Here is a 26,959-nt window from a genome sequence, read left to right on the forward strand (position 1 = left end):
ATTGGATTTTTCAATTTTATTCTTCGAGTTTTTCAAAAAATTATATTTTTCAAAAAATAAAACCTGAAAAAAGATTTTTTTTTCAACTCAACACGAAAAAAGACTGCCCTTTTGAGACAGCCTCTTTGTATTTTATTTATCGAAATCCGAAATATCGTATCCCGATTAAAGCATTTTAAGATTGTTCACCTCCTGCTCCGATAAGATTCTCCAGTGACCTCTTTTGATGTTTTTCTTCGTTAATCCTGCAAACATTACTCTGTCAAGCGCTTCAACTTCATATCCTAATCTCTGGAAAATTCTTCTAATCACACGATTCCAGCCGATGTGAATCTCAATTCCCACTTCATTTCTAGGTTTTCCTTCGATGAAAGAAATCTGATCTACAACGGCAACACCTTCATCCAGGCGAATTCCTTCAGCAATAAGCTTCATGTCTTCATTGGTTAGTTTTTTATCTAACGTTACATGATAAATTTTCTTTGCATCAAAAGAAGGATGCGTTAATTTCTTTGTCATGTGACCGTCATTCGTCAATAAAATAACTCCTGTTGTAGAACGGTCTAGTCTTCCTACAGGAAAAACTCTATACGGTGAAGCATTAGCAACCAAATCCATTACGGTTTTTCTTGCTTTGTCGTCTTTTGTAGTAGAAATATATCCTTTTGGTTTATTTAAAAGAACATATACTGGTTTTTCCGGAGTGATGTTCTGTCCGTCAAAAACAACTTTGTCGGTTTTCTGAACCTGATAACCCATTTCTGTTACCACTTTTCCGTTTACTTCTACCAAGCCTTGAGTAATCAGTTCATCAGCTTCTCTTCTGCTGCAAATTCCTGAGTTGGCGATGTATTTATTTAGACGGATGGTGTCTTTATGAATATCTTTATCAATTTTGTTCAGTCTTCTTTTCTGAACAAATGATTTATTTTTATCTTCTCTGTTGTCAGTTCCCGGTCTTTTACCGTATTTTAAGCTACCTCTTTCGTATTTATCTCTGGTATCAAAACTACCGGGTCTGCTGCTGCCCCTTTTTGGTGCTGATTTACTAAAGGCCTTTCTCTCTTCACCCGAAGTGGTGATAAAAGGTTCTTGTTCAGTTTTCCCAAATTTCTTATCCATTCTGTCCTGGTAACTCGTGCCACTACTTCTTCTGGAATCAGAATTTCTTTCTCCTGCTTTAGGGAAAGATTTTTTGAAAGGTTTTGACCCGGAATTTCCGGATCTTGAAGCGCGAGAATCATCAGAATTATTTCTTGTTGAACTTCTTGGTTTCTTTGGTCTTCCTGAATTATTGTCTCTGCTCATGCTAAATATTTGTGCAAAGATAGTCAATTTAGTAACGAGTTAAAAATTAAGAATCATAACTTTGTAGCACAGTATATCTTTAATTATTAAAAAATCATACGATGATTACCATATTAGACGAAAATTTTTCGCAGCTCAATCAATTCATGACCGGAAAATCATTCAGCAAAGTTTTTATTTTGGTGGATGAAAATACGCATGAATATTGCCTTCCCACACTTCTCGGAAATTTAGAGACTGACATCGCTTTTGAAATTCTTGAAATTGAAGCTGGGGAAGAGATGAAAAATATTCAGACTGCCAATCAGCTTTGGGAAATTCTTACAGAAATGCAGGCAGACCGAAAAGCTTTGATCATTAATCTTGGAGGTGGTGTCATTACAGATATGGGAGGGTTCGTTGCTTCTACTTATAAAAGAGGAATTCAGTTTATCAATATTCCTACAACTTTGCTTTCGATGTGTGATGCGTCAATCGGTGGGAAAACGGGAATTGATCTAATGCATTATAAAAATATGGTGGGAACTTTTTCTTTTCCCGAACAAATCTTTGTGCATACAGGATTTTTAAACACACTTCCTGGCAAAGAATTAAAAAGCGGTTTTGCTGAAATGCTGAAGCATGGTTTGATTGCCGATAAAAAACATTGGGAAGATTTAATTCATTTGCAGCATTTAGATCCGGTCGGAATTGAACCTTTCATTCCGCAATCAATGGAAATAAAGCAGGAAATTGTAAATGCAGATTTCCATGAGAAGAATGTAAGAAAAACACTGAATTTCGGGCATACCATTGGTCACGCGATTGAAAGCTTATGTCTTCAAAGCGAAAATCTTATTCTGCATGGAGAAGCAGTTGCTTTGGGAATGATTTGCGAAGCTCACCTTTCTTATCTTGAGGGTTTAATAAGTAAAGAAGATTCTGAAATGATTACAGAAAATATAGCGAGATATTTTTGTTATATTGATATTACAGGTTTTGCTGAAGACAAGATTTTTGATCTATTATTAAACGATAAGAAAAATACAGATGCAAAAATCAATTTTTCGTTGCTTTCCGGCATCGGTTCTTGTGTCTTTGATCATCAGTGTTCTACAGAAAATATTCAAAAATCAATTGATTTCTATAAAAAAATTAGCGGATTTTAGATTTTCAGCTTAATTTTTAAACCGATTTTTAATAAATATTATATTCGATACATAATATATTGATTAGATTTAATCATTTGATTTTTAAAATATTACAAAATGCCCTTCATTTTTTGAAGGGCATTTTTGTTTGTTTGAAATATGCAGAAATAGTTTTGGCAAGCAATTTGAAAGATTCGATTCGTCAAACTCAAAAAAGTTTGGTAGTAAAATTTAAAATTAGAAAAATTAGAATTAGTAAATATTAAAAATTTAAGTTATGAAAAAGTTAATTTTAGGAATAGCAGTATTGTCAACTTCATTGGCATTTGCGCAGACTACACAACCTACTCCATCGTCAACATCACCAGTAAGATTCGGGATTAAGGCAGGAATGAACGTTTCTTCATTATCTAACGATGGTACACTTGAAGATCAGGGATCTAAAATCGGTTTTAACGCAGGTGTATTTGCAAATATTCCTGTAGCGGAGTCTTTCAGCATCCAGCCAGAGGTTTTATATTCTCAGTATGGAGATAAATATGACGATGTAGTTGCCGGTAATAGAATTTCTTATGCAAGACACCATGACTATATCGCAGTTCCTGTAATGTTCCAGTATAACTTTATTCCAAATTTATATGTGGAAGCTGGACCAGAGTTTGGTTTTTTAGTAAATGCTAAAAATAAACTAAAAAACGAAACCAATAATGATGTTATCAACGAATCTGGTGATTATAAAGATAATCTTAACGGATTTAATTTGGGTATCGGTTTAGGGGCAGGTTATTATTTCACAGACAACATCGGTTTAACAGCAAGATATGTTGCTGGTGTTACGGATATTGCTAAAGACAGACCAGGAAACTCTGATGCTATCAGAAACAATGTATTCCAAGTTGGTTTAGCATTCAAGTTCTAAGAAAACAATCTTAATTTCAAATAAAAAAATGTCAGATTCATTACAGAATCTGGCATTTTTATTTAATTACCATTAAAATTAATATAAATTGGCAAGGTTTTTGATTTGAATTGCGATAGTTTTTCAATAATAAACAAATTAAAAACAAAAGCTATGAAAAAACTATTTTTAGGACTTGCTATCGCTGCAAGTTCATTATCATTTGCTCAGGAAAAAGCTAAAGAATCTTATTCTTCATCAGTAACTTTCGGAATTAAAGCCGGATTAAATGTAGCTTCAATTAATGATGATGCATTCAAAGCAAAACCTGGAATTTACGGTGGTGTTTTTGCAAATATTCCTGTTGCGAGTTCATTCAGCGTTCAGCCTGAAGTTTTGTATAATGGGATGGGTGCAAAGTTTGAAGGAATGTCTGATGTAAGATTAAATCTTGACTATATTTCTGTACCTGTAATGCTTCAGTATAACCTTTTACCTGAGTTGTACGTAGAAGCTGGACCACAGTTCAGTTTTGCAATCAACAAAAAAGTTAAAGGTGATGCAGGTTCTGCAGATGTAGATGATCTTTTTAAAGGTTTTGACTTAGGAATAGGTCTTGGTGCAGGTTATTACTTTGATCAGAAATTTGGTCTTACGGCTAGATTTGTTGCCGGAGTTACCGATATTGCTGAAAATAATCCTGGTGACGCAATCAGAAATAATCTTTTCCAGGTTGGTGTTGCTTATAAATTCTAAGATAATTTAAAACTAAAAAAAAGGTCAGATTTCAAATGAAATCTGACCTTTTTCATTTTATAATTAAAATTTTAATTAAATAATTCCACTTCCTCTCCTTTTCCTACAGGATATTCTTCTGTAAAGCATCCGAAGCAGTGGTTGGATGAACCTAAAATTACTTTTAAGTTTTCTGTGCTTAAAAATTCTAAAGAATCAACTCCTAAATAGTCTCTAAGTTCTTCTGTCGTCATATTTGCAGAAATCAAATCATCTTTTGAAGGGGTATCGATTCCTAAATAACAAGGCGCGATAATTGGCGGAGAAACACTTCTGAAGTGAATTTCCTTAACTCCTGCATCTTTCAGGATTTTAACCAACCTTTTCGAAGTTGTTCCACGAACGATAGAATCGTCGATGATTACTACTCTTTTGTCTTTAATTTCGGAAATAATCGGATTCAGTTTTAAGTTTACTACTCTTTCTCTCATTTCCTGAGTCGGTACGATGAAACTTCTTCCGATGTATCTGTTTTTAATCAAAACCGGACGGAAAGGTATTCCCGAAGCTTTGGAAAAACCAATTGCAGCAGGAACTCCGGAATCCGGAACTCCAATTACCACATCAGCTTCCACAGGAGCCTGTTCCCAGATTTTTTCTCCCGATTTTTCTCTGATTTCGTAAACGTTGATATTTTCTAATGTAGAGTCGGGTCTTGCAAAATAAATGTATTCAAAAGAACAGATTCTTTGCTTTCCTTTTTCTTCATTTACCATGTATGAGTTTAATTTTCCAGGTTCGTTTTCATTGGTATAAATGATTTCTCCCGGTAAAATATCACGAACATATTGAGCTCCAACAGCGTCTAAAGCTACAGATTCTGAAGCTACAACGTAAGAATTTTCGTTGATTGCTCCCAAAACCAAAGGTCTGATCCCGTTGAAATCTCTGAATGCGAAGAATTTATTTCTTGTCATCCCTACAACAGAATAGGCTCCTTCAATTTTCTCCATTGTTGCTTTGATAGCGCCACGAAGTCCCAAATCAAGATTTTTCTGGATTAATCTCAAAATAACCTCAGAATCGGAAGTCGCTCTGAAAACTACACCTTCAGCTTCCAGTTCGTGTTTCAATTCTTTTGCATTGGTAAGGTTACCGTTATGCGCAATAGAAAGGATAATCTGGTCATATTCGTTTTTTGCGAAAAATGGCTGAAAATTATATTTCTTTTTGTCTCCTGCAGTCGTATAACGAGTGTGTCCGATTGCAGAATTTCCCATAAAAGTTTCAGGATCCTGGATCTCTTTATAAACATCCAAAACCAACCCTTCATCTTTCATATTGGTAATTTTTCCGTCCTTTAAAACAGAAATACCACAAGCTTCCTGACCTCTGTGCTGAAGTGCAAAAAGCCCGAACTGTGAAAGAGAAAACGTATCAAGATCGTTGTCAGAATACATTCCGAAGATTCCGCACTCCTCGTTCGGAGCATCCAGTCTTTCTTCTTCCTGCGTTCTGAAAAGATTTCTTCCGTAGGTTTGAGTTTCAAACTGTTTTAAATATTCACTTTTATGAATGTCTAAACTTTTCATTTCTATTTTTTCTAATCTAGATTTTGTTTTGATAGATTTATAAATTAGATGAAAAATTAAATATTATGTTAAATAAGAAAACTTAACATCTAATTTTATCTAAAATCTTATTTGCCTAAGGCTACTTTCAACCTATTGTAGATCTCAACATATGCTTCAGTTACTTCTCCTAAGTCTCTTCTGAATCTGTCTTTATCTAGCTTCTTCATGGTATCTTTATCCCAAAGTCTGCAAGTATCTGGAGAAATTTCGTCTGCCAAGATGATTTCACCGTCTGCAGTTTTTCCCAATTCGATTTTGAAATCAACCAGGATGATGTTCATTTTGTCGAAAAGATCAATAAGGATTTCGTTGATGTCTGAAGTTAATTCATACATTTCGTCAAGCTCTTCATACGTTGCAGCTCCTAAGAAAACAGCGTGGTGATCGTTGATAAGCGGATCTCCCAACTCGTCTTTTTTGTAGCAGATATCGAAGATGGTAACAGGAGATTTAATTCCTTCCTCAACTCCTAATCTCTGAGCCATGCTTCCTGCAGAATAGTTTCTCACGACCATTTCCAAAGGAATAATTGATACTTTCTTTACCAATTGCTCTCTTTCGTCTAATTGTTTGATGAAATGAGTTTTAATCCCTTTTTCATTTAAATATTCGAAGATTAAAGTAGTGATGGCATTATTCATCTCTCCTTTCAAATCTACAGAACCTCTTTTCTGAGCATTAAATGCTGTAGCATCGTCTTTAAAACGTACTACTACTTCATTAGGATTTTCGGTAGCAAATACTTGTTTTGCTTTACCTTCGTACAACATTTCTAGCTTTTGACTCATAATTTTTACTTTTTACTTTAGAAAACCTCGAAATTCAAAGTTTTCGGTTATAGTTAGATTTATTACTTTTATTTAATTAAAATTCCTGTTAAAACAGCGATTCCGAAACTTAATAATGTCCCGATTAATACATATTCCGTCAGTTTTCTCTGTTTTGCCTGTGCTAAATCGCTGAATCTGAAAACGGATTTTGCTGCTACCATAAAACCTACACCTTCCCAATGATCGACCACAATAAAAGTGAAGACCAATAATCGTTCTAAAATTCCGATATATTTTCCTGCGCTCGATAGAGATTCGGTTTGTACACTGCCCTCTTCTTCTGCTACCGGAGTCCATGATGATAATAATATTTTGATGAAAATTGAAGCGGGTGTCGTTAAAAACAAAGTTCCCATTATAATTTTCAAAAATTCCTGATTTTTTAAGAATTCAAAGTCAAATTCATTAAAGCAAAGGGAGACTATACCAATAACCGCTACATGAAGCGCCTGATCAATGAAAAACCATCTTTTTTTAGTAAGATTATTTTGAAAACTCAATTTACATGCATCAATTATAAAATGAGAAACTCCAACTAAAATAGCAACCCACCAAAGTTTTATATCCCAAAGAAAAATGAAGCTTAAGGCTGTATGAATCAGAACGTGATAATATAAATAAGGACTTTTCAGTTTATGATTTTCCTTATCTGCAACCCAAGAATTTGGCTGAAGAATAAAATCTCCGAGTAGATGTGCCAATATGAGTTGAATAAAAATCATCCTACAATTCTGAAATTTTCTTTCTAAAATATTGATTGGTTTCTACGATAAGCTCGTAGTTTGCACGTTTCAGTCTCTGGCTGATTGAGGACTGTGAAATAGCGAATTTCTTTGCGAGATCTTCCTGTGTAATATCTTGATTCATAATCATTTCGTGAATTATTTCGGAAGTTGCCATCGTCCAGTTATCAAAATCTTTTGAAGCCCATTTTAATAGCATATTTAAATCTCTGTCAACAGAATCGTTGGATGTCTTAATAGATACAGTGTGTCCGTCGCTTTTCAGATCATTCAACAATCTTCCTGAATTGACATAAGCTGAACCGTTGGATTCTGTGATTTTTTCAGAAGAAAAATTTTCCTCACCAATACCGATTGCAATTCTTACATCTAAATTTTCCTGACTTTTTATAAGAGATTTTATGGCTAAGAAATGCCAGAAAACATCGTCAATACTGCATTTTAGCTGAAATTCATCTCCTCTGTAGATTTCCCATATTTGAGGAGCGCTTCCCCATTTTTCGAGAAGATTTTTAAGTTTGTTGATCCAAACTTCTGTTTCCGCATGCTGTGAATTTATAATATCACCGGTAATGACCGCTATCATTTTGCAAATATAATGATAATTACTTATAAACAAAAAATATAAGTAAAATTGATTATAACTATTAAATATTAGCTTTTGGGCTTATAAATTTTAGATTATTGCATAAAAAAACTCCGTTCATTTGAACGAAGTTTTAGTTGTATTATTTTACTATTCTTATTTTTTAATAAACGGATAAACTTTTTCATCAAACTTTAATAAATAAGAACCTGTTTTTAAATTTTGAACAGAAATATCTTTCTTATTCTTAAATGGAACTTTTTCTGTATAAATCAATTGTCCTGAGAAATCTAAAATCTGAGCAGTCTGAATATTTTCAGTTTTTCCGCTTACAAAAATGTTTTCGTTAACAGGGTTCGGATAAATTTTAAATTGTTTTTCTGCCAATAATTCAATATCTGAGGTTGATAGTGTTCCTAAATTCTGGCAATAATTGCTTGCATAAGAATCCCATTCATTGATGTCGAAAGTTGTTGCAGGTTGATTAATTGTTGCTTTTCTATATAAAGACACATTTCCTAAAACAGAAGAGTTATTTTGAGATGTAGCTCCAATGGCATCAACTGTTGTCGATTTGTATCTCAATTCCAGATATTGACTTCCTGAAAAAGTCATTTGCGGAGCTGCAGTAACAAATTTTGCCTGATTAATGGTGAAACAAGAAAAATTGGCGTCAGGATTTAAAATCACAAAAGTTTCATTGTTCTGAACAATCCCTTCCAACTCAAAAGGTGCAGGGAAATAATAATTTGTTCCGCTCGGAAACTGAATTGATAGTCTGTAATCATTTAAATTAACAGCATGACCTGTTTTATTGGTAATTTCTATTGCTTTATTGTTCGAGGTTCCCTCAAGATATTTTGTAATCATTATGTCTTTAGCATAAATATCTGTTGCTAAAGTTGTTGATGATATTGTATTGCTGTCTCCCGAAAGTAAATATCCGTTATCATAAGCTTTTACAGTGTAAGTGTAAGAGGTAGAAGGTGTTAAATGATCTGCACTGAAGGAATTGCCTTTTGATGTACCAATTAAGGTTCCGTTTTGATAGATTTTGTATCCGATTACATCTGTGCTTGTGCTTGGTGTCCAACTTAATGTCGTGAAATAGGCACTGTTTTGAGTGACCGATAAGTTGCTTGGATTTGAAGGAGCTGTAGTATCCGGCGTTTGCTCCCAAATTGCATTTACCCAGGTTGGATTATCAATAAACGGATTTCTGTTTTTCTGTAAGTTATAAACTGCATTGTTCCTGTCGATTTCTTTTTGGGAAACAGGATCCTGATTATGCCATTGAAGAAGCATTGCAATATAATTCGGATCATATGCTCTCTCCTCTGTTCCGTCTAAAGGATTGGTGTCGGAAGCAGGATTTGCATTGTTGTTATAATTAAAAGTCCCCAACTTTCCTTCATATCTTACGGCGAAATACAATAAACTTCTTGCTACATCACCTTTAAATTCATTGATTGGTTCATACACACGACCCGTATAAACGTAGTTAGGAATTGCGCTATTTGATATTTTAGAAGAGTTTGTGAAAGTGTAATAATTTGTTGTACCTGCAATTCCGTACGGATAATTACTTCTCAGCTGATTAATTCTTGCATCGGTCGGAACTACATAAAACAAATCAGAATACATCGGATAATTGCTGTAAAATGTACTTTGAGGCATCATGTGCTCTCTGTTCCATCCTAAACCTTCAGCGTTTGCAGAGCCGATAATATCAGCCGTGGTATATTCGTACGCATCAGGGCCGTTCGGAATTTCAGAATAGATATCTAATAAAACAGTAGTGTTGCTTGATCCGTAATCATAATATTTATCCAGATCGGTCTGATTATAGTAATTGGTAAGATCACCGTAATGCCAGTTGATGTTCTTTGTAGAAATAATATCGTGAAGCTTTGTTTTTAACGCATATCCTGTCAATCCCGATGTTCCGTCATAATATCCGGCAGGAACTTGTGCAGACATAAATGTTGCTAAAAAAAGTACAGGAAGTAAAAGTTTTTTCATTCAGCTAAAAATTGTGGGACTAAATTAGTAAATAAATATTCCTAAAACGAATGATTGTTATTAATGTTATGTTAATTCGTAAAATGTAATTTATTGAAAATTAAATGATTAATCTTGAAATTTAATCTTGTTTATAAATTATTTTTGTATTTCCGCAATTTAAGTATCTTTGGGAAATAACGATTATAATATGAATACAGAAACGATGAACAACATTAAAATGATAGCGGAAACAGCAAAAGAATTTGCTGAGAAGAATATCAGACCTAATATTATGGAGTGGGACGAAAGTCAGACTTTTCCTAAAGAACTTTTTCACCAATTGGGTGATATGGGTTTCATGGGAATTGTAATTCCTGAAGAATATGGAGGTTCTGGTCTTGGTTATCACGAATATGTTGCTATTCTGGATGAAATTTCTCAGGTTGACCCATCGATTGGTCTTTCGGTTGCAGCACACAATTCACTTTGCACCAACCATATTTACGAATTCGGAAACGAAGAACAAAGAAACAAATGGCTTCCTCAACTGGCTACCGGAAAAGTAATCGGAGCTTGGGGATTAACAGAACACAATACAGGTTCGGATTCCGGAGGGATGTCTACAACTGCAGTGAAAGATGGTGACGAGTGGATTATCAACGGAGCTAAAAACTTTATCACTCACGCAATTTCAGGTGATATTGCGGTCGTAATGACAAGAACAGGTGAAATAGGAGCAAAAAATAATTCAACGGCATTCGTTTTAGAAAAAGGAATGGCTGGTTTTACTTCCGGTAAAAAAGAAAATAAGCTTGGGATGAGAGCTTCAGAAACTGCTGAACTTATTTTTGATAATGTTCGTGTACCCGATTCTCACAGATTAGGTGAAGTAGGTGAAGGTTTCAAACAGGCGATGAAAATTCTTGACGGTGGTAGAATTTCTATTGCTGCTTTAAGCTTAGGTACGGCAAGAGGAGCTTACAAAGCTGCTTTAAAATATGCTAAAGAAAGAAAACAGTTCGGAAAATCGATCTCTGATTTTCAGGCAATCAATTTTATGTTAGCAGATATGGCAACTGAAATTGATGCTGCAGAATTATTGATCCAAAGAGCTTCTACTTTAAAGAATGCAAAGCAGAAAATGACAAGAGAAGGTGCGATGGCAAAACTGTATGCATCTGAAGCTTGTGTAAGAATTTCTAACAACGCGGTTCAGATTTTTGGAGGTTATGGTTATACAAAAGATTTCCCTGCTGAAAAATATTACAGAGATTCTAAGCTTTGTACCATCGGAGAAGGAACTTCAGAGATCCAGAGACTGGTTATCGGTAGAGATATTACGAAATAATTTTTTTAATTTTTAAAATTTACACAAATGATTAAACAAGCGTTATTAGGCGAGTTTCTGCATGAAGCAGAAAGCACAAGAAAACTTTTAAAAGCAATTCCGGACAGTGCTTTAGATTGGAAACCTTCTGATATTAACTGGACGACAGCTCAGCTGGCTTCTCATATTTCGGAAGTTTATAATTGGTTTGAAGGAACTTTTAATCAGGATGTTTTCGATATGGGAACATATACTTATGATAAAGGAGATGTTTCTAAGGCTGAAAATATTGTTGCCAAATTTGAAGAAAATGTTGCTAAAGCTCAAAAAGTAATAGAAAATTCAGACGAAAGCACTTATTTTAATGAATGGAAAATGGAGATGAACGGAAATTCACTCTTTCCTCCTATGCCGAAAGTTCAGGTGATTCGCTCGTTTTTGTACAATCATTTGTATCACCACAGAGGTGAATTGGTGGTTTATTTAAGATCCACGGGAAATAAAGTTCCGGGATTATACGGACCTACTGCCGATGACAAATTTTAAAAAATTTTAAATATATCACAAACTGAATAGCACACGTATTTTGCGTGTGCTATTTTCATTTTAGAGTGAAATACGATTATTGTATATTTAATGCATTGCATATTGATTTGTGTTGGAACTCTAAAATATTCTTAAATAATTTTGTTTTTCGTAAATATTTTTTCTCTAGATTTGATATTCCATAATCAAAAATAGATTTATATGAAAAAACAACTATTGGTGATTGGAATGCTTGTTTCGGGCATTTCATTCGCACAGACCGATCGTCTTTGGTCTGAAACATTCACAAAAGCAAATTCAGAAATTTTCGAAAACAAATCAGCGATTAGCAATCCGAGAATCTACAGTTTAGATATCAACGGACTGAAAAACGCTTTGGTAAAAGCTCCTAAAAGATTAGCGGTTGGCGAAAAGTCCGAAATCATTATTTCTTTCCCAAATTTAGAAGGTAAAATGGAAAGCTTCAAGGTAAGAGAGAATTCAAATTTTGACCCTCAACTTGCCGCAAAATATCCTGATATCAAATCATATGTCGGAGAAGGTCTTGAAGATCCGAATTCTACTGTTTACTTCAGTATTTCACCGCTTGGTTTATCATCCATGGAAATTTATGGTGATAAGTCTGCCGTTTTTATTGAACCCTTTACGAAAGATCTTTCAACCTATGTTGTTTACAGAAAATCCGACAAAAAAGATAACTTAAACAAATTTGAATGTACGGTGATTGATGTTGCACAAAAAGGCATATCAGGTACAGATAATCTTGCAGCAAGACCAAATGCGGATGATGCTAAATTAAGAACATTCAGGCTGGCTTTGTCCTGTACAGGAGAATATACGGCTTACTTTGGAGGTACAAAAGCAAACGCTTTAGCTGCAATGAACAATACAATGACTCGCGTAAACGGGGTTTTTGAAAAAGATTTTTCGGCAAGAATGGTTCTTATTGCCAATAATGATGCGGTAATTTATACAAGCGCTTCTTCAGATCCTTATTCGGCGGCTTCAGGAATGAGTAACTGGAATTCACAATTGCAATCTACTCTAACTTCAGTTATAGGTGAAGCAAATTATGATGTCGGACATTTATTCGGAGCTTCGGGAGGTGGCGGAAATGCAGGTTGTATCGGCTGTGTTTGTGTGAATGGTTCAAAAGGCAGCGGTTATACTTCTCCTGCAGATGCAATTCCTTCTGGAGATAATTTTGATATTGATTATGTCGCTCATGAATTAGGACATCAGTTCGGAGGAAATCATACTTTCTCAATGAGTAATGAAGGAACAGGCGTAAATATGGAACCTGGTTCAGGATCAACAATTATGGGATATGCCGGAATTACAAGTCAGGATATTCAGGCGCATTCGGATTCCTTCTTTCATGCCATCAGTATTCAGCAAATTACGGATAATATTAAAGCTAAAACCTGCCCAACAAGTACAAGTACAGGGAATTCGATTCCTACAGCAAATGCCGGTTCAGATTATACAATTCCGAAAGGAACACCTTTTATGCTGACAGGCTCCGGAACAGATGCAAACGGAGATTCTTTAACTTATATCTGGGAACAGATGAACAATGCATCTTCTTCACAAACGGGAGCGAGTTCGGCAGCAAGTGCTACAAAAGCATCCGGTCCTACTTTCAGGTCTTGGACTCCTACAGTTTCACCTACAAGATATTTCCCGAGAATGGCTTCAGTTTTAACGGGAGCAACCACAACGGCAGGTTCGGAAATTACAGTTGAAGCTTTATCAAATGTGGCAAGATCATATAATTTCAGATTTACCGTTCGTGATAACCGAGCCGGAGGTTCAGGAAATAATTCTGATGATGCAGTAATTACGGTAAACGGAACAGCGGGACCATTCAGTGTAAGTTCTCAAAATACAGCAACGACTTATACGGGAGGAACTTCTCAAACCATAACATGGAATGTTGCAGGAACTACAGCAAATGGTGTAAATACAGCCAATGTAGATATTCTTTGGTCTACAGACAGCGGAAATACATGGACTACTCTACTTTCCGGAACTCCGAATGATGGTTCACAAGCGGTAACAATTCCAAATGCTTCTACTACAACAGGAAGAATTATGGTAAAAGGTTCGAATCACATTTTCTTTGATGTAAATAATGCCAATATTACTGTAAATGCAGGTTCGGGAACTACGGATACTACTCCACCGACTGCTCCGACTTTAGCAGCTTCAGGAACAACTTCCACCACCACGAACCTTTCTTGGTCAGGTGCAACAGATAATGTAGCTGTGACTGGTTATGATGTTTATCAAGGTTCATCTTTGATTGGATCTACGGCTTCAACTTCTTACACGGTAACGAGTTTAACGCCTTCAACAACGTATAGTTTCACTGTTAAAGCTAAAGATGCGGCAGGAAACAATTCCGTTTCAAGCAATACGGTTTCTGTTGCAACACTTGCAGGAAGCACGGTTACTTATTGTTCGGCAACAGCAACCAACACTTCGGATGAAAGAATCGGAAATGTAAAATTCGGAACAATTAACAATACTTCAACTGGAACTGCTGGTTATGAAAACTTTACTTCAGTTTCAACTAACGTTACAAGAGGTTCGGCTTATACAGTTTCTGTAACTCCGGTTTGGACTTCAACTAAATACAACGAAGCTTATGCTGTTTATATTGATTATAACGGAGATGGCGATTTTACAGACAGCGGAGAGTTAGCCTGGACAAAAACAGGTTCACAGACAAATCCGGTAACAGGAACAATTACCATTCCTTCGACAGCAACCGTTGGAACAACAAGAATGAGAGTAATGATGCAGTACAATTCAGTTCCTTCATCTTCTTGCGGTTCTTATACGTACGGACAGGTTGAAGATTATACCTTAAATATTGTTTCATCAGGAAGAGGTGATGATTTTGTAACTAAAGATCTGATTACTGATCTTAAATTATATCCTAATCCTGCAAAAGATGTTTTAAATGTTTCAAATACGGCAAGTGAAGATTACAAAATCTTCGATATGGGTGGAAAACTAATCAATTCAGGAAAACTTCAGAGAGGATCTGTGAATGTAAGTGGTCTTGTGAAAGGTGCTTATATGATTCAGGTGGGAGAAATCACCAAAAGATTTATTAAAAACTAATTATCTTCTTAATTAACCTTGAGAAAGAAGGCTGTCTGGAAACGGACAGCTTTTTGTTTTGAGGTTCGGGTTTCAAGTTCCGAGCTATACAGTCTGTGTTAATTCGAATCTCAAATCTTGTAACTTTTTTAAGTAATTTAATTAAACAATAATCAGACATATTTTCTCATTTCTAATTTTTATATTTGCCTTAAATTAAAAAAAATTCATGGATAAAATTGACAGCCTGAACCAAGTAGCAGAATTCCACACAACCTTTAAAGCTCCTATTTTAGATACTCCGCAAATTCCTTCACCGGAAAGATGTAATCTTAGAGTTGAACTTTTGCAGGAAGAATTAAACGAATTAAAACAAGCCATTGCAGATAATAATATCATAGAAATTGCAGATGCGTTGTGTGATTTGCAGTACGTTTTGAGTGGTGCGGTTTTAGAATTCGGATTAGGCAATAAATTTGTAGAGTTATTTGATGAGGTTCAGCGCTCGAACATGTCTAAAGCTTGTGATAATGAAGAGCAGGCTCAGGAAACTGTTGAGTTTTATGCAGCGAAAGAAGTAGAATCTTTCTATGAAAAATCAGGAGAAAAATTTAATGTTTACAGAAAAGCAGATCATAAAGTTTTGAAAAACAAATACTACTCTCCTGCAGATTTAAAAACAATAATTGAAAAATAGATGAAATCAAAGATTCACAAATACAATGAAAAATACTAGAAATATGATTTGTAAAAAAATTATTACGAATATTTTTACCGTTACGGTTTTAGCGTTGACCACACAGCAGTTTTCAGCCCAGAAAGCTGTGGTAAACCGTGAAGTAGAAACCAACGACGGCAAAATGCTTTTGGGAGCACAGTTGAAAGACCAGTTCGTTAAAGAGCCCTATTCACAATGGTATACAAAAGAATTTAACGAGTACCAAATGGACGAAAAAGCGGTAAGTGAGCTGAAAAAAAACAAAATTACAGCTTATGATCTTGTGGTTTTCATGGGAACGTGGTGCGAAGACAGTCATCGTGATTTCCCCAGATTGATGAAGATTTTAGAAGAAGTAAAATATCCGGATTCAAGATTGACGATTATTGCGGTGAACCGTAAGAAAGAATCTCCAAACGGCGAAGAATCTAAATATAATATTTCTAAAGTTCCTACGATCATTGTTCAAAAATATGGCAAGGAAATTGGAAGAATTATCGAGATGCCGACAACAGGCTACATCGAAAGGGATCTTGTTGAGATTCTGAAAAAAGATGATTCATCGGTCATCAAGGAAATATTTAAAAAAGAAAATTGAAAAATTTAAGATTACTTATTCCATTTATTGCGGGAGTTTTGCTGATGCTGATTCTGTTCTTCAGTTTCAGATCTTGTTTTAAGCCAACCGAAAAAACTGAGAAGTCAGATTATTATATTCTGACCAATCAGATTTCTAAAATGAATAAAATGGTTGTTCTGGAACAGGATTTTTCCGCCATGCAGAAAACAAAATTCGGCTATGAATTCTTAGGAAAAGAAATGACAAGCAACAGTATTATTACATATACTAAAACCAATGCTCAGGTTTCCTATGATTTAAACAAGATGAAAATGGAAGTTGATTCGATCAACAAAAAACTGATTATCAGAGAGCTACCCAATGCAGATATCAGAATTACGCCAAGTGTGGAAATTCAGTCTGTCGATGATTCTTTCATCAACAGAATTTCTGAGAAGGATATTAAAAATGTTCAGAATAAGGCTAAACAAACTGCCATTAAATCGGTAGATCAGAATAAGCTGAGAAGTGAAGGTCACCAACAATTGATGGAAAATCTCAACAATATTTTCGTTTTGGCAAAGGCTTTGAATTATAAAATCGAAGATCAGACCGGGAAAATCGGCGTTCTTGGAGTTTAAAAAATTCAAAATTATGGATTCAAAAGACGATAACAAAAAGAAAGAATCTGCCAATTCAGCAGAAACAAAAAAGCAAAATGAAGATTTTCGGGATATTCCGGCATCTTCAGAAAAACAAAACCCTTCTGATGTAGATAAAGAAGATGTTCAGAAATCTTCGAAAAACAAATCAGGAAAAACAGATAATACTAAGTGAGAGCTTAGTATTTTTTTTGCTTAAAAATCTACAAATTTTTTGCAAACTTAATTTTCAGGAACGTGAAAATTCAAAATAAATTGCATTTTTAATGAAATATAACGTCAGTATTTTTTAAAGATGTAAAAAATGCGTATTTTTGCAACTTAAAATTTCTTAGTAAACAATGATAAAAATTACACTTCCAGACCAGAGCGTCCGAGAATTTGAAGGAGCAGTTACTCCTTTAGATGTGGCAAAATCTATTAGTGAGGGATTGGCTAGAAATACCATTTCCGCAGTTGTAAACGGTACACAAGTAGAAACGACCACACCTATAACCACAGATTCTACGTTGCAGCTTCTGACCTGGAATGATGATCTTGGTAAGAAAGCTTTCTGGCATTCTTCTGCCCATCTTTTGGCGCAGGCAATCCTTGAATTTTATCCAAATGCTAAGTTGACCATTGGTCCTGCAATTGAAAAAGGATTTTATTATGATGTAGATTTTGGCGATGAAAGTTTATCTGAAAAAGATTTCGAAAAAATCGAAAAGAAAGTTTTAGAAAACGCTAAAAAAGGTTCTACCTTCTCATTATATCCGGTTTCAAAAGAAGAAGCTTTAAAAGTTTATGCTGATAATCCTTACAAAGTTGAATTAATTTCAAATCTTAATGACGGAGAAATCACTTTTGTAACACACGATAATTTCACAGATCTTTGTCGTGGAGGTCACATTCCGAATACCGGAATTGTGAAAGCAATGAAGATTTTAAATGCTGCAGGAGCTTATTGGAGAGGAAACGAAAATAATCCTCAATTAACAAGAGTTTATGGTATTTCTTTCCCTAAGCAGAAAGATTTGACAGAATATCTTGAACTTTTAGAAGAAGCTAAAAAAAGAGATCATAGAAAATTAGGTAAAGAATTAGGAATTTTTGCTTTCTCTGAAAAAGTAGGTGCAGGTTTACCACTTTGGTTACCAAAAGGTACTGCTTTGAGAAAAAAACTTGAGAATTTCCTTTCTGATGCTCAGAAAAAAGGTGGTTACGAATTTGTAATGTCTCCTCACATCGGAGCAAAACAATTGTATGTAACTTCCGGACACTGGGATAAATACGGAGCAGACAGCTTCCAGCCGATTAAAACCCCAAATGAAGGGGAAGAATTTATGCTGAAGCCGATGAACTGTCCGCATCACTGTGAGATTTATAAAACTTCACAATGGAGCTATAAAGATTTGCCTAAAAGATATGCAGAATTCGGTACTGTTTACAGATATGAGCAAAGTGGAGAGCTTCACGGCTTAACAAGAGTTCGTGGATTTACTCAGGATGATGCGCATTTATTCTGTACACCGGATCAGTTGATGGATGAATTTAAGAAAACTATTGACTTGGTTCTTTACGTTTTCGGTTCATTAGGTTTTGCTGATTTTACGGCTCAGATTTCATTAAGAGATCCTGAAAACAAGGAAAAATATATCGGTTCAGACGAAAACTGGGAGAAAGCAGAAACAGCGATTGTAACTGCGGCTACAGAGAAAGGTCTGAATACAGTAACTGAATATGGTGAAGCTGCATTCTACGGTCCGAAACTTGATTTCATGGTGAAAGATGCGTTGGGAAGAAAATGGCAGTTGGGAACCATTCAAGTAGATTATAATTTACCGGAAAGATTTGACCTTACTTACATCGGAAATGATAACGAAAAGCACAGACCTGTAATGATTCACAGAGCGCCATTTGGTTCTATGGAACGTTTCATTGCGATTTTGCTAGAAAACACAGCAGGAGATTTCCCATTGTGGCTGGCTCCGGATCAGTTTATCATCTTGCCAATCAGTGAAAAATATGTAGATTATTCTAAAAAAGTTTCACAACTTTTAGAAAATCACGATATTAGCGGTCTGATTGACGACAGAAACGAAAAAACGGGTAAAAAGATCCGTGATGCCGAATTGAAAAAGATTCCGTTTATGTTGGTGGTAGGTGAAAATGAGGAGAAAGATGGCACAATTTCTGTAAGAAGACGTGGCGAAGGTGATTTGGGAGTGATGAATCTGGAAGATTTTGTAGCTTATTTTAAAGAAGCTTCAAAAACCGGATTTGAATATCAGGCTTAAATCAAAAAAATATTCTGAGTAGATTAAATTTTGCTTCGAATAATGATAAAAAATAGAAAGTTAACCAATAAAATTTAATACAATAGCACAACGATTTAACAACAGAGGCCCACAAAGACGTCCTGTACAAGAGGATGCACACATGATTAACGACAAGATTCGCGTAAGAGAACTTCGTTTGGTGGGCGATAACGTAGAGCCGGGAATTTTCCCTATCGATAAAGCAAGACAGATTGCTAAAGAACAGGAACTTGACTTGGTGGTCATTTCAGATAAAGCTGAACCATTTATTGCAAGAATATTAGACTATAAAAAGTTTTTATACGAGCAAAAGAAAAAGCAGAAAGAGCTTAAAGCAAAACAAATCAAAGTGGTTGTAAAGGAGATCCGTTTCGGACCTCAAACTGACGAGCACGATTATGATTTTAAAAAGAAACATGCTGAAAAGTTTTTGGAAGAAGGTTCTAAACTGAAAACATACGTTTTTTTCAAAGGCCGTTCTATTATCTTTAAAGATCAGGGTGAGATTTTGCTTTTGAAACTTGCCCAGGAATTGGAGCACGTTGGTAAAGTAGACCAATTGCCTAAACTTGAAGGTAAGAGAATGATTATGATGATGAGTCCTAAAAAACCGGCTAAATAATCTATATTTACAGTCATTGATTCTAAAGTTCAGGCTTTAATTTCTGATGATTTACGATAAACAAAAAGAGATTTTCTGAGAAAGTCTCTTTTCGTATTATTATTTTTCGTAATTTTGCACACCGATTATCTGCGTGAGGGATAGCAATGAAAAGCCCACAGCAAGCGATGGAAATGTTGCTGAGCGAGGACTTGCAATGAATAGCCCGACCCGAATGAGTGAATGGAGCGAAGCGGAATGAACGAGTGAGGGACACGCCCAAAAAGCTAATAGCCATAAGCTTTTAGCAAATAGCCAAGTATTGATAACAAAAACATAAAAAAGCAAACAATGCCAAAATTAAAAACGAAATCAGGTGCTAAGAAACGTTTTGCTCTTACCGGAACTGGTAAAATCAAAAGAAAAAACGCTTACAAAAGCCACATCTTAACTAAAAAAGAAACGAAGCAGAAGAGAAATCTTACTACTACTTCTTATGTAGCTAAAGTGGATGAGAAAAGCGTTCAACGTCAATTAGCAATTAAGTAGTTTTTATAAATCCTTTATTCGGTTTATAAGAATAACAATTCAAAATTTTAACCCTGAAACGGCGCACCAAAGAGTAACAAATGTTGCCGCCCTTTTCAAAAAAAACAATTTAAATTATGCCAAGATCAGTAAATGCCGTAGCTTCTAGAGCTCGCAGAAAAAAAATCATGAAACAAGCTAAAGGTTTTTTCGGTAGAAGAAAGAACGTTTGGACTGTTGCTAAAAACGCGGTACAAAAAGCAATGCAATATGCTTACCGTGGTAGAAAAGAGAAAAAGAGAAACTTCAGATCACTTTGGATCATGCGTATCAACGCTGGTGCAAGAGAGCACGGAATGTCTTACTCTCAGTTTATGGGGGCTCTTAAAAAGAACAACATTGAGCTTAACAGAAAAGTTTTAGCTGATTTAGCAATGAATCACCCTGAAGCTTTCAAAGCAGTTGTAGATCAAGTAAAATAATGTAAAATATTTTGTTATCAATATAAATCCTGAGTTTTTTGCTCGGGATTTTTTTATTATCTACATTTGCTTAATATTAAAGTATCTTATTCAAAGTGAAAAAATTAAAAGGTCTTCTGCTCCTATCCTTAGCATCATACAGTTTACAGGCACAAAGTTTTATTCCGGCTTATCAGACGAGAGCCAATCAGGTTACCCAAACCAATATTACCAACCTTTTGCAGGACTTTGCGAATCTCGGTGTAAAAACGACAGGCTCAACAGCAAATACCAATACATTGAATTGGCTTAAAGCTAAATATCAGACTTTCGGTTATGATGCAAGCCAGATTTCAGAGGATATTTTCACTTACGGAAGTACGACTTCAAAAAATTTAGTGATTACTAAAACAGGAACTGTTTATCCTAATATTTATGTTATTATCTGTGGACATTACGATACGATTACAGGTCCCGGAGTAAGTGATAACGGAAGCGGAACCTCTATACTTCTGGAAGCCGCAAGAATTTTAAAAGATGTTCCGACTGAATACTCTGTGAAATTTATTCATTTCTCCGGCGAAGAGCAAGGTCTGTTGGGAAGCACACATTATGTAAACAATGTTGTTTTTTCTAATAATGTTCGTCAACTCAATTTAAAGGTTGTCTTCAATATCGACCAGGTTGGTGGAAAAATTACAAATCCGAGCAATACGATTGTTTGTGAAAGCGATCAAAGTTCAGCGGGAGGAACGGCGAATAATGCGCCATCGTTAGCAATGACTCAGCAATTAGCAAATTGCACGACTCTCTACTCTCCTCTTCAGACTACAATGTCAAATGCTTATGCATCAGATTATGTACCTTTTGAAGCGAAAGGAGATATTATTACAGGATTTTACGAAACTCCCGTTAGCGGAAACCAACATACAGCAAATGATACTTTTGCCAATATTGATCCAACCTATGTTTTCAATGTCGGAAAAGCCGCAGTTGGAGCTTTGCAGCATTTTGCCGTGGCAAGCTCTGTTTTAGGAACTAAAGAAAGTGACTCATATAGGTTGGAATCAATAAAAATCTATCCTAATCCTGCCAAAGATATTCTGAATGTTGAGATTCCTTCTAATATCAGAAATTTCAGTGTAGAGATTAATGATATGAGTGGAAAATTAATTTCAGCATTTGAAAATGAAAGAAAAATTAATGTTTCTAAGTTGTCAAAGGGAGTTTATATGTGTACTGTAAAATCTGATGGTGAAGCGATTACTAAGAAAGTAATTATTGATAAATAACAAAACCTGCGAAAGCAGGTTTATTTGTTTCTTTCCAAAAGGATTTTTTCAATGTCTTCCAATGAAAAATTCTTAGCTTTTAGTAAAATTAAATAATGATAAAGCAGATCTGCAGCTTCGTTTTTAAACAGATCATCATTATGATCTTTCGCTTCTATAATCAATTCTACAGCCTCCTCTCCTACTTTTTGAGCTACTTTATTGATCCCTTTTTGAAATAAAGAATAGGTATAAGAGTCTTCAATTTTTTCATCAATTCTCTGGCTGATCTTCGCTTCCAATTCATAAAGAAAACCTTTAGAATTTTTGTTTCCGAAGCAGCTGAAACTTCCGGTGTGACAAACTACATTTTCAGGAATGGCTTTGATTAAAATGGTATCCTGGTCACAATCTATATCAATGCTTTTTACCGTTAAAAAGTTTCCTGATTCTTCTCCTTTTGTCCAATGTCTGTTCTTTGAACGACTGAAAAAGGTGACAATTCCTTCATTTTTTGTTTTTTCAAAGGCTTCTTCATTCATATACCCCAACATAAGGACTTGCAACGTTCTGTTATCCTGAATAATTACAGGAACTAAACCGTCATTATTTTTATTGAAATTAATTTCCATCGTATGGCTATTTTTTTTGATTTTAATTCATTCTTCAAATCCTGAATTTTAACTTCTTGAAAATGAAAAATACTTGCTGCTAAAGCTCCTGTTGCTTTTGTCTGATTAAAAACTTTTTCAAAATCTTCAATATTTCCGGCTCCACCAGAAGCAATTACAGGAATATTTATATTTTCAGAGATTAATTTGGTTATTCTCAGATCAAAACCATTTTTTGTTCCGTCTCCGTCCATTGAAGTCAGGAGAATTTCTCCGGCTCCCAATTCTTCTGCTTTTTTTGCCCAATCTAAAGTTCTTAAAAGGGTAATTTCCCTTCCTCCTTTTATATGAACCCAATCAGATTCATCGATAAATTTTGTATCAATGGCAACAACAATACATTGGCTGCCAAATTCTTTGGCTAAATCAGAAATCAACTGAGGGTTTTTAACCGCAGACGAATTAATACTGATTTTATCCGCTCCGGCTTCCAACAATTTTCTCACATCTTCAACCGTTGAAATTCCGCCACCTACAGTGAAAGGAATGCTGATTTCATTTGCAATTTCTTTCACTAATTCAACAAATGTTTTTCGTTCTTCAATCGTGGCGGTAATGTCAAGAAAAACCAATTCATCAGCACCTTCTTCTTCATATCTTTTTGCCAGTTCTATTGGATTGCCTGCATTTCGAAGCCCTTCAAAATTGATTCCTTTTACCGTTGTTCCATTTTTTATATCCAGACAAGGGATGATTCTTTTTTTTAACATGCTCATTAAATTTTTTGATAGGATTTTATCCTATCCTTTAGAAAATCGTCCCTTCGGGACTCACAGAAAATCTTTTGATTTTCTAAACTTATTTGCTCTTTTATAAAGAGAATTATTAAAACTCTTCTGTGACTTATGTGTTAAAACTTTTGTGGTTAAACAAAATTCCGTAATTCTTTCAATTCAATTTTCCCCTCATAGATAGCTTTTCCGATAATCGTTCCCGAGCAACCAATCTCTTTCATCTTGCATATATCTTCCATACATGAAATTCCGCCACTTGCAACGAGTTGAATGTAGGTTTGGCTTAAGATATTTTTATATAAATCAGTTGAAGGTCCTTCCAGCATTCCGTCTTTTGAAATATCGGTGCAGATTACATTTTTAATTCCTTTTTCCTGATATTGAATAATAAAATCAATGACATCCTGATTACTTTCTTCCAACCAACCTGAAGTTTTTATTTTTCTATCATCACAGTCAGCTCCTAGAATAATTTTTTCTGAGCCATATTTTTCAATTAAAGCAAAACAAAATTCAGGATTTTGAACAGCAATACTTCCAATTGTAATTTGTTTCGCTCCGGAATTAAAAGCAATTTCAATATCCTGTAATGTTTTTAATCCGCCTCCGAAATCAATTTGTAAAGAGGTTTCTTTTGCAATATTTTCCAACACTTTTTGATTGACAATATGCTTGGATTTCGCACCATCTAAATCAACTAAATGCAGAAATTGGATTCCAAAACTCTCAAACTCTTTGGCAACTTCAACAGGATTTTCGTTGTAAATTTTCTTCGTTCCGTAATCACCTTTAGACAGACGAACACATTTTCCGTCAATAATATCAATCGCAGGGATAATTTTCATGCTTACAATTTTAAAAAGTTATTTAATAATTGACTTCCGATTTTTCCTGATTTTTCTGGGTGAAACTGCATTGCATAAAAATTGTCTTTTTGCAAGGATGCACTGAAAGGTAAAATATAATCACAAACAGAAGTTGTACTCTCGGATAATTCGCAATAATAGCTATGAACAAAGTATAGGTCACTCTCTTCTTCAATTTCTGAAAACAGATAAGATTTAAAATCTGAAATCGTATTCCAACCCATATGCGGAACAATATCTTTTGCTGGAAATCTCTTAACATTAATATCGAAAATTCCCATTCCGACTGTATTTCCTTCTTCGTTGTTTTTACACATCAATTGCATTCCCAGACAAATTCCCAAAACAGGCTGTTTTAAAGTTGGAATTAATCGATCCAAGCCTTTTTCTTTTAAGTTTTTCATGGTAGAAGATGCTTCTCCAACTCCGGGAAAAATAACTTTATCTGCTTTTTGAATGAGTTCAAAATTATCTGTAATTATTGAGTTTACATTCAATCTCTTCAATGCATTTTGGACGGAATTGACGTTTCCCCCGTTGTATTTTATAATGGCAATCATTTTACAAGCTTCCTTTGGTTGACGGTAAATTAAAATTCTGATCTGATTGTTTAACTGCCATTTTTATAGCTTTTGCAAAAGCTTTAAAAATAGATTCAATCTTGTGATGTTCATTTTCTCCTTCTGCTTTAATATTGACATTACATTTAGCTGAATCTGTGAACGACTTAAAGAAATGTTCAAACATTTCGGTAGGAACATCACCAACTTTTTCACGTTTAAAATTTGCATCCCAAACCAACCAAGCACGTCCTCCAAAATCGATGGCAACCTGTGCCAAGCAATCGTCCATCGGAAGCAGAAAACCATATCTTTCAATTCCTTTTTTCTTTCCTAAAGCTTTCGAAATAGCTTCTCCTAAGACAATTCCTGTGTCTTCAATCGTGTGGTGCTCATCAACATGCAGATCTCCATTTGCTTTGATTTTTAAATCTAAATTTCCGTGTTTGGAAATCTGTTCAAGCATATGATCAAAAAAATGTAATCCGGTTGAAATATCAGAATTTCCGCTTCCGTCAAGATTGACTTCAATTTCGATGTCCGTTTCATTTGTTTTTCTTGAAACTTTAGCTTTTCGCGGAATTTCCTTTAAATATTGATAGATTTCATTCCAATTTTCTGTGGTCAGTTCAGCATCATCATTCTGAATTGGATTAATGAAAATCGCTTTTGACTTTAAATTTTTTGCGAGTTGAATATCAGTCAGTCGATCTCCGATGACGAAAGAATTTTCAAGATCATAATCTCCGTAAATATATTTTCCCAACATTCCGATTTCTGGCTTTCTTGTCGGTAAATTCTCATATTCAAAACTTTTATCAATCAAAATATCATTGAAAACAATACCTTCATTTTTAAATGCATGCAACATCTTTTCATGAGGCTTTATAAAATTTTCATAAGGAAAGTTTTCAGTTCCCAAACCATCCTGATTGGTGACCATGACCAGTTCAAAATCGAGTTCTTTAGCAATTTTTGAGAGGTTTTGAAAGACTCCGGGATAGAATTCAAGTTTTTCCAAAGAGTCCACCTGAAAATCCGTTGGTGGTTCTGTAATTAAAGTTCCGTCGCGGTCTATAAACAATACTTTTTTCATTTCTAAACAATTGTTAATCTGTTATTTTTCTGCTTGCTCAAACCTATAAGGTTTTGCATTGTTTTAAAACTTTGATTAATTGGGTATTTTCTTCTCTATTTCCTACATTAATTCTGATACAGTTTGGAATTTGTGGACTTCTTTTGCTGGTCAGAATTTCGTTTTCCAATAACTTTTTATATACTTTTTCCACATTTTCAAATTCGACCAGAAAGAAATTAGCATGAGTTGAATATACTTTCTGAACACAATTTATCGCTTCAAATTCATTTTTGAGCCAGGAAATTTCAATTAAAGTATTTTCTATATTGTTTTTTGTAACTTCTTGTTTTGTAATTGTTTCAATTATTTTATTTAAACTTAAAGCATTAACATTGTAAGGTGATTTCACTGTATTTATCAGCTTAATGATTTCCTTAGAGGAATACGCAATACCTACTCTCGCTCCTGCCATTCCCCAAGCTTTTGAAAATGTTTGAAGAACAATCAGGTTGGGATATTTCTCCAATAATTCAGTACAGGATTTTTTTCCTGAGAATTCTATGTACGCTTCATCAACGACAACAATTCCATTGAAGTTTTTAATATAAAATTCAACGTCTTCTATAGCGTTTCCGGTTGGATTATTGGGTGAACATAAGAAAAAGACTTTAGGCTTAAATCCTGCTGAAATTTTAAGAAAATCATCTTTTACAATCTCGAAGTTTTCGTTTAAATCAAGTTTTATCACCTTATTTTCATTGATAGAAGCATAAAAACCATACATTGCAAATGAAGGGTTCATCATTAAAATGGAGTCTTTTTTAGGCTCACAAAAAACCTTTACAATCAAATCAATCAATTCGTCACTGCCATTTCCGACTGCAATCTGATCTGTTGAGATATTCTTTATTTCAGAAAGCTTTTGCTTTAATTCTTTCTGCGTAGAATCAGGATAACGGTTCAGTTCTCCAAACGGACTTTCATTGGCATCCAGCAAAACAGGATTTTTAAATTCATTATGATCTCTAAAACTGATGTAAGGCTGCAGTTCTAAGATATTTTTTCTTACTAAACTATTGATATTAAATTCTTTCATTT

At 34.7% G+C, this 26,959-nt stretch carries 27 protein-coding genes; 15 read left to right on the top strand and 12 right to left on the bottom strand.

Annotation, left to right across the window (positions count from 1 at the left end; translation table 11 throughout):
* Positions 1-165: 165 nt before the first annotated feature.
* Entirely contained in the window at positions 166-1,308 is a 1,143-nt protein-coding gene (locus tag BA768_RS17785; protein WP_228388483.1) for a pseudouridine synthase, read from the bottom strand.
* A gap of 101 nt (positions 1,309-1,409) precedes the next feature.
* Between BA768_RS17785 and aroB the strand changes: the two genes are divergently transcribed.
* From aroB to BA768_RS17800, 3 genes are all read left to right on the top strand, one after another.
* Positions 1,410-2,456: a 3-dehydroquinate synthase gene (aroB, locus tag BA768_RS17790; RefSeq protein WP_065721858.1), complete on the top strand. Its 1,047-nt coding sequence runs from the start codon at positions 1,410-1,412 to the stop codon at positions 2,454-2,456.
* A gap of 259 nt (positions 2,457-2,715) precedes the next feature.
* Complete coding sequence (locus tag BA768_RS17795; RefSeq protein ID WP_047483255.1) at positions 2,716-3,357, top strand: porin family protein; 642 nt, start codon at positions 2,716-2,718, stop codon at positions 3,355-3,357.
* Positions 3,358-3,510: 153 nt separating this feature from the next.
* The gene (locus BA768_RS17800; protein WP_065721859.1) at positions 3,511-4,092 is read left to right on the top strand and encodes a porin family protein; all 582 of its coding nucleotides are present in this window, start codon (positions 3,511-3,513) and stop codon (positions 4,090-4,092) included.
* A gap of 71 nt (positions 4,093-4,163) precedes the next feature.
* On the opposite strand, the gene purF is transcribed toward BA768_RS17800, so the two are convergent.
* The 5 genes from purF to BA768_RS17825 all read right to left on the bottom strand — a co-directional run bounded on the left by purF (position 4,164) and on the right by BA768_RS17825 (position 9,886).
* Positions 4,164-5,663, bottom strand: a complete 1,500-nt coding sequence (purF, locus tag BA768_RS17805; RefSeq protein WP_034676280.1) for an amidophosphoribosyltransferase — start codon at positions 5,661-5,663, stop codon at positions 4,164-4,166.
* A gap of 107 nt (positions 5,664-5,770) precedes the next feature.
* Positions 5,771-6,493, bottom strand: a complete 723-nt coding sequence (purC, locus tag BA768_RS17810; RefSeq protein ID WP_034676282.1) for a phosphoribosylaminoimidazolesuccinocarboxamide synthase — start codon at positions 6,491-6,493, stop codon at positions 5,771-5,773.
* A 68-nt stretch (positions 6,494-6,561) separates the two neighbouring features.
* Positions 6,562-7,257 carry a DUF3307 domain-containing protein gene (locus BA768_RS17815; protein WP_065721860.1) on the bottom strand — a complete coding sequence of 232 codons (696 nt, stop codon included), beginning with the start codon at positions 7,255-7,257 and terminating at the stop codon, positions 6,562-6,564.
* A gap of 1 nt (position 7,258) precedes the next feature.
* Complete coding sequence (locus BA768_RS17820) at positions 7,259-7,864, bottom strand: SatD family protein (RefSeq protein WP_034676287.1); 606 nt, start codon at positions 7,862-7,864, stop codon at positions 7,259-7,261.
* 156 nt (positions 7,865-8,020) lie between these two features.
* Positions 8,021-9,886, bottom strand: a complete 1,866-nt coding sequence (locus BA768_RS17825) for an endonuclease (RefSeq protein ID WP_065721861.1) — start codon at positions 9,884-9,886, stop codon at positions 8,021-8,023.
* A gap of 190 nt (positions 9,887-10,076) precedes the next feature.
* Between BA768_RS17825 and BA768_RS17830 the strand changes: the two genes are divergently transcribed.
* From BA768_RS17830 to BA768_RS17885, 12 genes are all read left to right on the top strand, one after another.
* Entirely contained in the window at positions 10,077-11,216 is a 1,140-nt protein-coding gene (locus tag BA768_RS17830; RefSeq protein WP_034677367.1) for an acyl-CoA dehydrogenase family protein, read from the top strand.
* A gap of 27 nt (positions 11,217-11,243) precedes the next feature.
* The gene (locus BA768_RS17835; protein WP_034676290.1) at positions 11,244-11,741 is read left to right on the top strand and encodes a DinB family protein; all 498 of its coding nucleotides are present in this window, start codon (positions 11,244-11,246) and stop codon (positions 11,739-11,741) included.
* Positions 11,742-11,942: 201 nt separating this feature from the next.
* Positions 11,943-14,873 (top strand): reprolysin-like metallopeptidase, encoded by a 2,931-nt coding sequence (locus tag BA768_RS17840; RefSeq protein WP_065721862.1) that lies wholly within the window; start codon positions 11,943-11,945, stop codon positions 14,871-14,873.
* Positions 14,874-15,081: 208 nt separating this feature from the next.
* Positions 15,082-15,549: a nucleoside triphosphate pyrophosphohydrolase family protein gene (locus BA768_RS17845; protein ID WP_034676294.1), complete on the top strand. Its 468-nt coding sequence runs from the start codon at positions 15,082-15,084 to the stop codon at positions 15,547-15,549.
* A gap of 25 nt (positions 15,550-15,574) precedes the next feature.
* Complete coding sequence (locus BA768_RS17850; protein WP_228388486.1) at positions 15,575-16,168, top strand: TlpA family protein disulfide reductase; 594 nt, start codon at positions 15,575-15,577, stop codon at positions 16,166-16,168.
* The gene (locus tag BA768_RS17855; RefSeq protein WP_065721863.1) at positions 16,165-16,770 is read left to right on the top strand and encodes a DUF4230 domain-containing protein; all 606 of its coding nucleotides are present in this window, start codon (positions 16,165-16,167) and stop codon (positions 16,768-16,770) included. The genes BA768_RS17850 and BA768_RS17855 overlap by 4 nt, the downstream gene beginning before the upstream one ends.
* A 13-nt stretch (positions 16,771-16,783) precedes the next feature.
* Positions 16,784-16,966, top strand: coding sequence for a hypothetical protein (locus tag BA768_RS17860; RefSeq protein WP_034676297.1), 183 nt, complete (start codon positions 16,784-16,786; stop codon positions 16,964-16,966).
* A gap of 166 nt (positions 16,967-17,132) precedes the next feature.
* Positions 17,133-19,070 carry a threonine--tRNA ligase gene (gene thrS / locus BA768_RS17865; RefSeq protein ID WP_065721864.1) on the top strand — a complete coding sequence of 646 codons (1,938 nt, stop codon included), beginning with the start codon at positions 17,133-17,135 and terminating at the stop codon, positions 19,068-19,070.
* A 142-nt stretch (positions 19,071-19,212) separates the two neighbouring features.
* Complete coding sequence (infC, locus tag BA768_RS17870) at positions 19,213-19,713, top strand: translation initiation factor IF-3 (RefSeq protein WP_034676299.1); 501 nt, start codon at positions 19,213-19,215, stop codon at positions 19,711-19,713.
* Positions 19,714-20,043: 330 nt separating this feature from the next.
* Positions 20,044-20,241, top strand: coding sequence for a 50S ribosomal protein L35 (rpmI, locus tag BA768_RS17875; protein ID WP_034676300.1), 198 nt, complete (start codon positions 20,044-20,046; stop codon positions 20,239-20,241).
* Between the two features lie 116 nt (positions 20,242-20,357).
* The gene (rplT, locus tag BA768_RS17880; protein WP_034676301.1) at positions 20,358-20,702 is read left to right on the top strand and encodes a 50S ribosomal protein L20; all 345 of its coding nucleotides are present in this window, start codon (positions 20,358-20,360) and stop codon (positions 20,700-20,702) included.
* Positions 20,703-20,797: 95 nt separating this feature from the next.
* Positions 20,798-21,973, top strand: coding sequence for a M28 family peptidase (locus BA768_RS17885; protein WP_065721865.1), 1,176 nt, complete (start codon positions 20,798-20,800; stop codon positions 21,971-21,973).
* 20 nt (positions 21,974-21,993) lie between these two features.
* On the opposite strand, the gene hisIE is transcribed toward BA768_RS17885, so the two are convergent.
* From hisIE to hisC, 6 genes are all read right to left on the bottom strand, one after another.
* Complete coding sequence (gene hisIE / locus BA768_RS17890; RefSeq protein ID WP_065721866.1) at positions 21,994-22,584, bottom strand: bifunctional phosphoribosyl-AMP cyclohydrolase/phosphoribosyl-ATP diphosphatase HisIE; 591 nt, start codon at positions 22,582-22,584, stop codon at positions 21,994-21,996.
* A complete protein-coding gene (gene hisF, locus BA768_RS17895; RefSeq protein WP_065721963.1) occupies positions 22,548-23,333 on the bottom strand; it encodes an imidazole glycerol phosphate synthase subunit HisF in 786 nt (261 codons plus the stop codon). The genes hisIE and hisF overlap by 37 nt, the downstream gene beginning before the upstream one ends.
* A gap of 155 nt (positions 23,334-23,488) precedes the next feature.
* Positions 23,489-24,202, bottom strand: a complete 714-nt coding sequence (gene hisA / locus BA768_RS17900) for a 1-(5-phosphoribosyl)-5-[(5-phosphoribosylamino)methylideneamino]imidazole-4-carboxamide isomerase (RefSeq protein ID WP_065721867.1) — start codon at positions 24,200-24,202, stop codon at positions 23,489-23,491.
* Between the two features lie 2 nt (positions 24,203-24,204).
* The gene (gene hisH, locus BA768_RS17905) at positions 24,205-24,783 is read right to left on the bottom strand and encodes an imidazole glycerol phosphate synthase subunit HisH (protein WP_065721868.1); all 579 of its coding nucleotides are present in this window, start codon (positions 24,781-24,783) and stop codon (positions 24,205-24,207) included.
* Position 24,784: 1 nt separating this feature from the next.
* On the bottom strand, positions 24,785-25,879 hold the full coding sequence (gene hisB, locus BA768_RS17910) for a bifunctional histidinol-phosphatase/imidazoleglycerol-phosphate dehydratase HisB (RefSeq protein WP_065721869.1): 1,095 nt from the start codon (positions 25,877-25,879) through the stop codon (positions 24,785-24,787).
* Positions 25,880-25,922: 43 nt separating this feature from the next.
* Positions 25,923-26,957, bottom strand: coding sequence for a histidinol-phosphate transaminase (gene hisC, locus BA768_RS17915; RefSeq protein ID WP_065721870.1), 1,035 nt, complete (start codon positions 26,955-26,957; stop codon positions 25,923-25,925).
* Positions 26,958-26,959 lie beyond the last annotated feature (2 nt).

It is taken from the genome of Chryseobacterium sp. CBo1, from assembly GCF_001693475.1.
Lineage (GTDB): Bacteria > Bacteroidota > Bacteroidia > Flavobacteriales > Weeksellaceae > Chryseobacterium > Chryseobacterium formosense.